This window comes from Rhodococcus sp. NPDC055112, from assembly GCF_053607505.1.
Window position 1 is genome coordinate 50257 of the sequence record NZ_JBSGTR010000016.1, and the last position, 10836, is coordinate 61092.

Consider the following 10836-nt stretch of genomic DNA (forward strand, 5'->3'; position numbering starts at 1 on the left):
GGCGATAGGTTCATCTCGTGACAAACCCCGAGGTGAACCCCCTGTGACCAGCCCCGAGGTGGACCCCGCCGAGGGGAACCCGCGCGGCCAGGCCGCGCTGCTCGGCCCCGTCGAGGTGCGCGCGCTCGCCGAAGAGCTGGGTGTGCGGCCCACCAAGCAGCTCGGCCAGAACTTCGTGCACGACGCCAACACCGTGCGCCGCATCGTGACCACGGCAGGCGTCGGCCGCGATGACGTGGTGCTCGAGGTCGGCCCAGGACTGGGCTCGCTGACCCTCGCGCTGATGGACGTGGTCGACTCGGTGATCGCGGTGGAGATCGACCCGGTGCTTGCCGCCCGGCTCCCGACGACGGCGGCTGAGCGGGCTCCGGAGCTCGCGGACCGGCTCACCGTGGTGGGCGCCGACGCCATGAAGGTGATGCCCGCGGACTTGCCCGCCGCGCCGACGGCGCTGGTCGCGAACCTGCCGTACAACGTCGCCGTGCCTGTGCTGCTGCACCTGTTCTCCGAGTTCCCGAGCCTGCGCACCGCCCTGGTGATGGTGCAGGCCGAGGTCGCGGACCGGCTCGCCGCGGTGCCCGGCAACAAGATCTACGGGGTGCCAAGCGTCAAGGCCCGGTTCTTCGGCGATGTCCGGCGCGCGGGTGCCGTCGGCCGCCAGGTGTTCTGGCCGGTGCCGAAGGTGGAGTCCGGGCTGGTGCGGGTGGACCGCTACGCCGAACCGCCGTGGTCGCTCGACGAGGGGCATCGGCATCGGGTGTTCGCCGTGGTCAATGCCGCCTTCGCGCAGCGACGCAAGACGCTCCGCGCCGCGCTCGCGACCTGGGCGGGCTCGCCCGCCGAGGCCGAGCGCCGACTGGTGGCGGCGGGTATCGACCCGTCTGCCCGCGGCGAGACGCTCGACGCGGCCGCCTATGTGCGCCTGGCGGGGGTCGAGCCGCTCGGCCCGATCGGATGACGCGGCACTGACATCGGAACAGGCCCCATCCGGGATCGGTTGCGTTTAACGAATTGCCAAGTGTGGCAACAGTATGCGGAACTTCGGACGGGGCTACCCCTTCATCTGTACGGTGATGCGGAACGTGCTCGGTATCGGTGCGGTCGACCCCGCCGACGCGCGACCCAATCCTCGTCACCGAATGGAGTTCGTACATGCCTCGTCCCGCGATGCGTCGTCTCGCAGCTACGGTTCTCGTCTCGGCAGCGCTGGCCGGCGGCCTCGCCGCCGGGTCCGGTGCCGCGTCCGCGGCGCCCGCCGGATCCCTCTTGCCGGCCGAATCCGTCGCCGCCACTTCCACCGGATCCCTGGATGGTGTGGAGAACCTTCCCCTCTACGAGAACAAGTACGGGGTGCTCGGCGCTCCGCTCGTCCTGCTCTCCTATTTTGGCGGAAGTTATGAGGCATGTAACTTCGCCCCCTACGGTTGCATGATCCAGTAGGGAAACCGTCGCGGCCCGGTGTGTGCCTGCGCTCGGGCCGCGCTGCTCCGCACGGGCGGCGCATTGGCCGCTGATGTCGCAGCCTTGGTCACGTGATCGCAGCCGAGTCGCTGGACTCCATCGCGTGACAGGCGGCTGGGGCGTGGCAGATTCCGTCGATAGTCCGTTGTGTTGAACGAATCGACAAGTGCGGCAACAATGTACGAATTTCCGCAGCGGGCTTGATCGTTGTCGGTACGGTGTCGCGAACCGTGTATTAGGACCCGAAGCGAAGCCGCCGACCGGAACCGACGCAGCACCAAGGCTGTCTCGGCAGGCGATGCTGGAGAGCGCCAGTCGGCGCAGGCCGGTCGCGGCGGGCCTCCGCCCGCAATGCGTAGTGTTCAACCAATTGCAGAGTGTGGCAACTATATTCGAATTCCTGCGCCCGCCCGAACCCCGAGATGTATGTTTGCGCGGCGCCGGACGAGCAGCATGGTGTCGGCGTCCCGGGGGAGCATCGCGACAGGTGCGAGCTCTACAGATGATTGGAGCGCTTGAATGCTTGGTCCCAATACGCGTCGTATCGCATCTCTTGTTGTCGCGTCCGGCGTGCTGGTCGGTGGCATCGCCGCCGGATCGACCGTGGCGATCGCGGCCCCCTCGGGATCGGCCGCTCCCGGCGCAGGATCTTCCAGTTTCCAGATTCCCGACCTGATTGCCGACCCGCTCGCGGCGATCCTCATGACCCCCGTCGGCGGCGCGGCCCTCTATGTGCTGTCAGAAATTGCCTACAGCACTGGTTCCAGCAATCGCCCCGCATCGGGAAATCAGCAGTGACGGTCGTTCGGTGATCTTGAACCGCCGCGGTCGCAGGCTGTTGCTCGCCACGAACACACCCACGCGCGGCAGGTGTGTGATCGGTGAGATCCCATGCCGCCGAAGCGTCATGTCCATCACAAACTGATCGGAGTTTGAGATATGCGTAGTTCCACGGCAGGTCGTCTTGCTTCCATGATTGTTGCTTCGGCCGTGCTGGTCGGTGGCCTCGCTGCCGGGTCAGGTGCTGCGTCCGCGGCACCCACCGGATCCCTCCTGCCGGCCGAATCCGTCGCCGACGTTCCGTCCGGATCAATGGATGACGTCATGGCGAACCCCCTCCAAGCCCTCGGTATCTTGATCGCCCTTCCGTTCATCGTGCTGGGAAGTGGGAGTGCCACCCCCTGCCCTGGCACCCCTGGTTGCAACCAGATGTGAGGCTGAGTCGAGTTTCACGCCTGTGCGCGCTGTGCACCCCAACCCGGGTGCACAGCTCACACAGGCAGCGAAGCTGCCTCTACTTGAACCGGCGCAGCCGCAGGCTGTTGCTCACCACGAACACACTCGAGAACGCCATCGCGGCGCCGGCGAGCATGGGGTTGAGCAGGCCCGCTGCGGCGAGCGGGATGGCCGCCGCGTTGTAGGCGAACGCCCAGAACAGGTTGCCGCGGATGGTGCCGAGTGTCTTGCGGGACAACCGGATCGCGTCGGCGGCCGAGCGCAGGTCGCCGCGAACCAGCGTGATGTCGCTGGCCTCGATCGCCGCGTCCGTGCCGGTGCCCATGGCCAGTCCCAGGTCAGCCTGGGCCAGTGCGGCGGCATCGTTCACGCCGTCGCCGACCATCGCGACCACCTTCCCGCGGGACTGCAGCTCCTTGACGGCGTCGACCTTGTCCGCAGGCATGACCTCCGCCAGCACCGTGCCAATGCCGACCTGGTCGGCCACGGTCCTGGCGGCTGCCGCGTTGTCGCCGGTCAGCAGCACCGGTTCGAGACCCAGCCGCTTGAACTGCGCGATCGCCTCGGCGCTGGTGTCCTTCACCGCGTCGGCGACGACCAGCACGGCCCGCGCCGCGCCGTCCCAGCCGACCGCGATCGCGGTCTTGCCCGCGTTCTCGGCGGCCGTCTTGGCCTCGCTCAGTTCTGCCGGCAGGTGCAGCGACCAGTCCTCGAGCAGCGAGGTCCGGCCCGCGACCACGGCGTGCCCGTCCACGATGCCCTGGACACCGCGGCCCTCGACGTTCTCGAACCCCTCGACCGACGGCAGCGGACCGGTCGAGTCGGCCGCGGCGGCGGTCGCGATCGCCTTGGCGATCGGGTGCTCGGAGGCGTGCTCCAGGGCCCCGGCCAGGCGAAGCGCCTCGGCGCGGTCGGTGCACTCGACCACGATCACGTCCTGCAGCGTCATCTTGCCGGTGGTGACCGTGCCGGTCTTGTCCAGCACGATGGTGTCCACCTTGCGGGTGGACTCGAGCACCTCGGGTCCCTTGATCAGGATGCCCATCTGGGCGCCGCGCCCGGTGCCGACGAGCAGGGCCGTCGGGGTGGCGAGGCCGAGCGCGCAGGGGCAGGCGATGATGAGCACCGCGACCGCGGCGGTGAACGCGACCGACAGCGGGTTGCCCGTTCCGATCCAGTAGCCAAGCGCCGCAACGGCGATCGCGATGGCGATCGGCACGAAGACCCCGGCGATGGTGTCGGCGAGCCGCTGCACCTGGGCCTTCCCGTTCTGTGCGTCCTCGACCAGGGCCGCCATCTGGGCCAGCTGCGTGTCGGCGCCGACCCTGGTTGCCCGGACGACGAGCCTGCCGCCGGCGTTGACGGTCGCACCGACCACCCCGTCGCCCGCGGCGACCTCGATCGGGACGGATTCGCCGGTCAGCATCGACATGTCCACCGCTGATCGGCCCTCGACGACCTGGCCGTCGGTGGCGATCTTCTCTCCCGGCCGCACCACGAACAGGTCGCCGACCGCGAGTTCCGTTGCCGGAATCCGGGTCTCGACCCCGCCGCGGAGCACCGAGACCTCCTTGGCCCCGAGCTCGAACAGTGCGCGCATGGCGGCCCCTGCCCGCCGCTTGGAACGCTGCTCGAAGTAGCGGCCCGCGAGCACGAAGGTGATGACGCCCGCGGCGACCTCGAGGTAGATGTTCGCGGCCCCGTCGGTACGACCGATCGTCAGCGAGAACGGGTGCGTCATCCCGGGTTCGCCCGCGGTGCCGAAGAACAGTGCGTACAGCGACCAGAGGAACGCCGAGCCGGTGCCGATGGTGATCAGGGTGTCCATCGTGGCGGCGCCGTGCTTGAGGTTGGCCCAGGTGGCCCTGTGGAACGGCAGCCCAGCCCACACGATGACCGGTGCGGCCAGCGTGAGCGAGAGCCACTGCCAGTTGGTGAACTGCAGGGCCGGGATCATCGCCATCGCGATGACGGGGACGGACAGGATCGCCGAGACGATCAGCCGGGTGCGCAGGGCGGCGAGTGCCAGGGACTGCTCGTCCTCGGGCTCGGCATCGGTGCCGCGCTCGCGGTCGACCGAGGGCGGCTGGGGAGCGGTGGCCGAGTACCCCGCCTTCTCGACCTCGGCGACGAGGTCGGCCGAGGTGACCGCGGGGTCGAAGACGACCTTGGCCTTCTCGGTGGCGTAGTTGACGGTGGCGGTCACGCCCTCCATCTTGTTGAGCCGCTTCTCGATCCTGGCCGCGCAGGAGGCGCAGGTCATCCCGCCGATGGCGAGCTCGATGCTGGCGGCGCCCGTGGTCTCGGGAGCGAGGTACTCGGTGGTCATGTCAGTGGCCTTCGTGCGTGGAGACCGTGAATTCCGCTGTGCGGACCACGTTCTCGTGTTGGAAGTCGAGGAACAGGCGGTAGGTTCCGTCGGACGGCGCCTGCGCGTGGAAACTGACGTCCGGTCCGGGCGCGGTGACGCCGTCGCCGGGCTCGCCCTGTGGGTGCACGTGCAGGTAGGCGAGGTCGCCGGTGCGCAACGCGACCAGGTGCCCGAACGCGCCGAGGTAGGGCTGCAGGTCGGTGACCGGCTTCCCGTCGCGGGCCACGGCCAAGGTCAGTTCTCCCCCCGCCGTTCTGAGGTCGCCGGACAGGGTGACCTGGTAGCCGTCCACCTCGGCGACCCGAGTTTCCCGCGGCAGGGGGGCCGGGGCGAAGTCACCCGCGACGTCGACATTGCGGCCGAGCGTCAGCTGCGGACCTCCGACCGGCTGGAAGTCGGCGAACACGCGGTAGGTGCCGCCCCTCGGCCAGCTCCAGTCGATGGACCACGTGCCGTCCGCCGCCCGCACCGGGTGGACGTGGCGGAATTCGCTGGTGTCGCTGCGGACCACGATCAGGTGCAGCTGCTTCTCGTGCAGCTCGTCGTACTCGGTGACAGCGGCGCCGGACGGGCCGAGGATCCGGAAGTTCAGCACACCGGGACTGTCGGCTTCCGCGGGCGCGGTGACCTCGGACAGGGTGTAGCCCTGCTCGGAGACCTGAAGGCCCGCGGGGGCGGTGGTGACGGCGGTGCCCGCGTCAGCGTGTCCGCCGTGGGCGGTGGTGTCGTGGGTGTTCGACATGTCGATCGGACTTCCTGTTGCCGCGCCCAGCCCGAGGGCCGCCGCGAAGATCACGGCGAGCCCTCCGGCGTAGGCGGCGAGTTTGATCGGGGTGTTCACGGCCGTCCCTATGCGGGAGTGGCCGAGTAGCCGGCCTCGTCGACGGCGCCGAGCACGGCCGATTCGTCGAGCGGCGCGGCGCTGGTGACGGTGAGCCGGCCGGTGGATACGTCGACCGCGATGTCGGTGACCCCGCCGAGCTTGCCGACCTCGGCGCGGACCGAGCCCGCGCAGTGGCCGCAGGTCATGCCGGTGACGGTGAAGTTCGCGATGGTCATGTCGTTCTCCCTCTGTGTGTGTCCATACCGATGGGGGGTACGGGCTCTTGCATGGACGAAGGTACCCCTGGGGGGTAGGTGTGCGCAAGTCCCGTCCGAGTGTTGCGCGTCATACCCCTGGGGGGTATAAACCAGACGCGGCATTCGCCGCGACAGTCGCCAGGAGTATCAGAAGGAGTGAACGAGATGAATCGGATACAGGACCCCACCCAGGCCCGAAAATGGTTGGCGCTGGGGTTGATTGCGCTCGCACAGTTCGTGGTCATCATGGACACGTCGATCATCGGCGTCGCCCTGCCGGAGATGCGCGAAGATCTCGGCTTCGATCAGGGGAATCTCACCTGGGTGTTCAACGCGTACGTGGTGATGTTCGGGGGGATGCTGCTGCTGGGCGGACGGCTGTCCGACCTGTACGGCGCCCGCCGGATGTTCGGCCTCGGCTGGGTCATCCTGCTGGCAGGGTCGGCGGCCGCGGGCCTGGCCGCTGACGTGCCCACCGAACTGGTCGGACGGGCGGTGCAGGGCGCAGGCGCCGCGCTGATCGCGCCCGCCGCGCTCACCCTGCTGATGATGCTGTTCGGGTCCACGCCGAGGGAGCTGACCAGGGCGCTGGCCATCTACGGCGCCGCGGCGCCGGCCGGTGGAACCGCGGGCGTGTTCCTTGGCGGACTGCTCACCGAGTACGCCTCGTGGCCGTGGGTGTTCTTCATCAACATCCCGATCGCGGTGATCGCGCTCGTCGCGGCGCCCGCGCTGCTGCCCGGCGGCCGCGGTGGCGCGACCGGCAGCGTCGACGTGCTCGGTGCGCTCACCGTCACCCTCGGCATCGGGGCGGCGGTCTTCGGCATCGTCCGAGCCCCTGAGGTCGGCTGGGCCACCGCGCAGACGTGGGGGACCCTGCTCGCCGCCGCGGTGCTGATCGCGGGGTTCGTGCTGATCCAGTCCCGGCGGCGCGAACCGCTGGTCCGGCTCGCGATCTTCCGGACCCCCAACCTGGGCGCCGCCAATCTCGCGCAGTTCCTGCTCGGGGCCGCGTGGATCCCGATGTGGTTCTTCCTGAACCTGTATCTACAGCAGGTGCTCGGCTACTCGGCGTTCCCCAGCGGCGCAGCCCTCATCCCGATGACGGTGCTGATCATGATCGGCATGATCGTGCTCGCGCCCCGGCTGATCGCGAGGTTCGGGCCGAAGTCGATGGTGGTTTCCGGCCTGATCCTGCTGTCGGCGGGCCTGGCCTGGCTGTCGATGGTTCGCCCGGACGGCAACTTCTGGGTCGACGTGCTGCCCGCGTCGCTGGTCTCGGCGCTCGGCATGGCACTGGCCTTCATCCCCTCGCTCGGCACCGCGATCTCCAGCGCGCGGCCGGAGGAGGGTGGACTGGCGTCGGGCATCGTCAACACCAGCTATCAGCTCGGTTCCGCGCTGGGCCTGGCCGCCGCGACGGCGGTCGGAGCGGCGCTCGGGGCGAACGAACTCGGGGATCGCGGCGCCCTGACAGACGGGTTCTCGGCTGCGTTCCTGGTGGCGGCGGCAGTCGCGTTGGCAGGCGCCGCCCTGGCCGGGCTGACGCTGCGCGGCGCGCGCGCGGCCTCGCCGGACACCGAGTCGGTGGCGGTCTGATGGCGCGGGGAGCGGTCCTGCTGGACGACCCGAGGGTCAGGGCCGTGCTGCGCTGCGCGGCGGGCTGCCAGCTGGCCTCGTTGCGGGTCCGGCTGGATCGGCGTTCCGTCGGTAACGCTCGCTGAGCGCCGATACCGATCGGGTGCTCGCTGACGCTCCTGTGGGACGAGAATCCGCGCAGGAGCGTCAGCATCCGCCGTCCCGATGGCTGAGGGCGGCAGGCGTTATCGGAGTCGGGGAGTGGCCGCGGGGGCCCACTGCGGATCGCGACCGAGGAGGGCGGCCAGCCGGTCGAGGGCGGGGGCGTCCGGGTCGAGGGCGCGGGCCGGGGCGAACAACGCGCCCGGTCCGCGCATGTCGGGCGAGTCGGGATATCCACCGGCGAACTTCAGTGCGGTGGCCACCCGGCGTTCCGCGGGGCGGTAGTCGGTGCCGATCGCCTTGCTCAGGTCCCAGCCGTGGGTGAGGACATCGACGAAGTGGACGCCGATGGCGACCGAGCCGGGCGCAGTCCCCGAGTGCGCGAGGGCAACGCTCCGATCGAGAACCGCGTCGTCGGTCAGGACGAAGGTGAGTTCGCGTGCGGCAGAGCCGAAATCGGCATGGGGATCCGGAGTGGGCGGGGCGTCGCCGGTCAGGCCCGCGCTGGTGTCGTCGGCGGTGCCGGACAGGTAGGAGCGCATCGCTCGAGCGTTGGCGCTCAGGTGGCAGAGCACCGCACGGACGTCCCACTCGTCGCAGGGAGTCGGGAGATCGAGTTGTTGTTCGCTGAGGCCGTCGATGATCCCGCCCGTCAGGGTGAGTGCCTCCAGGTAGTGCTCGCGCAGGTCCATGAACCCTCCTTTATGTGTACGAACGATCGTGCGGTTATTTGACCACGCGATCGGCGTGCGGATCAAGGGGGTGCAAAGACGGCTGGTGGGGCGCCGCGCGTTCAGCTCCGGCGGTAGCGCTCGCTGAGCATCGCGTGGTGCTCGGCCTGCCTCAGGCACTCCTCGCGGACCTCGGGCGGGCTGAGCACCGTGAAGTCGACGCCGAATGCAGCAAGCCAGCCCGCGATGCCGGTGGCCGAGTCGCCGCGGAGCTCGATCACGCACCGGCCGTCGTCGACCGCCTCGAGCGCGCCCCAGAACTCGTCGACCATCGGCGTGATCTGCTCGATCGAGGCGTTCAGCAGCACCCGCGCCGTGACCTGGCTGAACGCGCGGCTGATGCCGCGGGAGACGAACGCGGCGGCATCGCCTGCCGGTAGCTCGCGCGGCGTGAACCTGGGCCCGCTGGGCGTTTTTGGAGTCATCCGGTCCACCCGGAACGATCGCCAGTCCTCGCGCGTCAGGTCCCAGGCGACCAGGTACCACCGCGCCCCGGCCCGGACCAGGCGGTGCGGTTCGACCTCCCGCCTGCTCTCGGTGCCGTCCGGGGTGCGGTAGTCGAAGCGCAGCCGCTCGTGCACGTGGCAGAGCGAGGCGATCGCGGAGAGCACCTTCGCGTCGACCGCGGACCGGGGCGCGCCCTGCGGCACCACATCGATCCGCAACGCGTCGAGGCGGTGCCGCAGCCGCGAGGGCATCACCTGCCGCAGTTTGGTCAGTGCGCGCAGCGACGAATCGCCGAGGCCCTCGACCGATCCGGTGGCGCCGGACTGCAGCCCGAAAGCGACGGCCAGCGCCTCCTCGTCGTCGAGCAGCAGCGGCGGCATCTCCGCGCCCGCGCCGAGCTGATACCCGCCGCCGACGCCAACGCTCGCGTTGACCGGATAGCCCAGGTCGCGCAGCTTGTCCACGTCGCGGCGCACCGTCCGTGGCGTCACGGCCAGCCGATCCGCCAGGTCCGCGCCCGACCATTCCCGCCGCATCTGCAACAGCGACAGCAGTCGGAGCAGTCTCGCCGAGGTTTCCCGCATGGCTACACACTGCCAGCGAATGCGGACAGTTGTGGTCCTCATTAGCCGGGTGAGTCCCGACAACCTCCCCTTCGATCGCGTGGATTGCTGGAACACTCGAGGAACTCGGGGGAGGGGCAATCGCGATGGCCGACGTGCGGCGGAGAAACCGGCCACCTGCTCTGTCCACGGCGGTCACCGGTGATGCGGAGCTCGTGAGCCGGTTGGGGCCGCTGATCGAGGACGGCGTGCGCGACCGCGTCGGCGCCGTCGAGATCGACAGCGGGACCCATCGTGAGGCACATTTCGGTTCGTCCCGCGACGCCTCGTTCGAGATCGGGTCGATCACCAAGGTCATGACCGCCATGTTGTTCGCGGATGCCATCGATCGCGGCGAGGTCGCGGAGCGGACCCGGCTCGATGAGCTGTTACCGGTGCGGGGGAGCGGCGTCGCGGCGGTGACGCTCGGGGGCCTGGCCGGCCACCGATCCGGATTGCCGCGCCTGTCGTCACGGAGACGGGACGCACTCGGCGCGGCCATCGCCGTCGCCGCGCGCCGCGACCCCTACCGCGCCGATCTCCGGGGACTGCTCGCGCAGGCGCGAGCCACGGTACCCGGCCCGCCCGGCCGCATGGGGTACTCGAATCTGGGTGGCGCGCTGCTGGGTCAGGCGCTGGCCGCCGCGGCGGGCATCGGCTTTGCGTGCTTGCTCACCGAGCGGTTGTTGGCGCCCCTCGGCATGATCGACACCTACCTGCCGGTCACCCCTGAGAACATCCGGTCCGGCGCCCTGATCGGGTACGACGGACACGGTCGGCGCGCGGGGCCGTGGACGATGAATGCGGCGGCACCGGCGGGCGGGGTGCGTTCCACTCCGGCCGACATGACGCGGTTCGCCCGCGCGGTCCTCGCGGGGGCGGCGCCGGGGATGCCGGCACTCGCACCCCGATGGGATGCCGACGGCGACGGTCGGATCGGGTACGCCTGGCTCACGAATCGGGTCGGCGAGCGGACCGTCACCTGGCACAACGGGCAGACCGGCGGCTTCGCGAGCATGCTCGCCCTCGACCTTGACCGGCAGCGTGCTGTCCTCCTCCTGTCGAACACCGCCGCGTCGGTCGACTTGGCGGCCCTCGCACTGCTCGTGGAGACGATCAGCCCTTTCTGAAGGTCGGGCGCGCGCACCGTTCATCCCGGGAATGCCGA

11 protein-coding genes are annotated in these 10836 nt (G+C 69.9%); 6 read left to right on the plus strand and 5 right to left on the minus strand.

Translation table 11 applies throughout. From position 1 onward, the window contains the following. The first annotated feature begins 43 nt into the window (after positions 1-43). The 3 genes from rsmA to ACWFRB_RS10625 all read left to right on the plus strand — a co-directional run bounded on the left by rsmA (position 44) and on the right by ACWFRB_RS10625 (position 2259). Positions 44-958, plus strand: a complete 915-nt coding sequence (gene rsmA / locus ACWFRB_RS10615; protein WP_452640839.1) for a 16S rRNA (adenine(1518)-N(6)/adenine(1519)-N(6))-dimethyltransferase RsmA — start codon at positions 44-46, stop codon at positions 956-958. Between the two features lie 194 nt (positions 959-1152). Further along, positions 1153-1440 (plus strand): hypothetical protein, encoded by a 288-nt coding sequence (locus ACWFRB_RS10620; protein ID WP_452640840.1) that lies wholly within the window; start codon positions 1153-1155, stop codon positions 1438-1440. Positions 1441-1980: 540 nt separating this feature from the next. After that, positions 1981-2259: a hypothetical protein gene (locus ACWFRB_RS10625; protein ID WP_452640842.1), complete on the plus strand. Its 279-nt coding sequence runs from the start codon at positions 1981-1983 to the stop codon at positions 2257-2259. 496 nt (positions 2260-2755) lie between these two features. Here ACWFRB_RS10625 and ACWFRB_RS10630 read toward each other — a convergent pair whose 3' ends face one another. Genes ACWFRB_RS10630 through ACWFRB_RS10640 form a run of 3 tightly spaced genes read right to left on the minus strand, consistent with a single transcriptional unit; the run spans position 2756 to position 6127 of the window. Next, positions 2756-5026, minus strand: a complete 2271-nt coding sequence (locus tag ACWFRB_RS10630) for a heavy metal translocating P-type ATPase (protein ID WP_452640844.1) — start codon at positions 5024-5026, stop codon at positions 2756-2758. A gap of 1 nt (position 5027) precedes the next feature. Further along, the gene (locus tag ACWFRB_RS10635) at positions 5028-5909 is read right to left on the minus strand and encodes a hypothetical protein (RefSeq protein ID WP_452640845.1); all 882 of its coding nucleotides are present in this window, start codon (positions 5907-5909) and stop codon (positions 5028-5030) included. Between the two features lie 8 nt (positions 5910-5917). Next, entirely contained in the window at positions 5918-6127 is a 210-nt protein-coding gene (locus tag ACWFRB_RS10640) for a heavy-metal-associated domain-containing protein (protein WP_452640847.1), read from the minus strand. 186 nt (positions 6128-6313) lie between these two features. Here ACWFRB_RS10640 and ACWFRB_RS10645 point away from each other — a divergent pair, with 186 nt between their 5' ends. Next, entirely contained in the window at positions 6314-7747 is a 1434-nt protein-coding gene (locus ACWFRB_RS10645; RefSeq protein WP_452640848.1) for an MFS transporter, read from the plus strand. Continuing rightward, positions 7747-7872: a hypothetical protein gene (locus ACWFRB_RS10650; RefSeq protein WP_452640850.1), complete on the plus strand. Its 126-nt coding sequence runs from the start codon at positions 7747-7749 to the stop codon at positions 7870-7872. The genes ACWFRB_RS10645 and ACWFRB_RS10650 overlap by 1 nt, the downstream gene beginning before the upstream one ends. Positions 7873-7971: 99 nt before the next feature. Here ACWFRB_RS10650 and ACWFRB_RS10655 read toward each other — a convergent pair whose 3' ends face one another. Both ACWFRB_RS10655 and ACWFRB_RS10660 read right to left on the minus strand, forming a co-directional pair. After that, positions 7972-8580: a TIGR03086 family metal-binding protein gene (locus ACWFRB_RS10655; RefSeq protein WP_452640852.1), complete on the minus strand. Its 609-nt coding sequence runs from the start codon at positions 8578-8580 to the stop codon at positions 7972-7974. Positions 8581-8681: 101 nt separating this feature from the next. Continuing rightward, the gene (locus ACWFRB_RS10660; RefSeq protein ID WP_452640854.1) at positions 8682-9650 is read right to left on the minus strand and encodes a helix-turn-helix transcriptional regulator; all 969 of its coding nucleotides are present in this window, start codon (positions 9648-9650) and stop codon (positions 8682-8684) included. A gap of 194 nt (positions 9651-9844) precedes the next feature. Here ACWFRB_RS10660 and ACWFRB_RS10665 point away from each other — a divergent pair, with 194 nt between their 5' ends. Beyond that, the gene (locus tag ACWFRB_RS10665) at positions 9845-10798 is read left to right on the plus strand and encodes a serine hydrolase domain-containing protein (RefSeq protein ID WP_452640855.1); all 954 of its coding nucleotides are present in this window, start codon (positions 9845-9847) and stop codon (positions 10796-10798) included. The last annotated feature ends 38 nt before the right edge of the window (positions 10799-10836 follow it).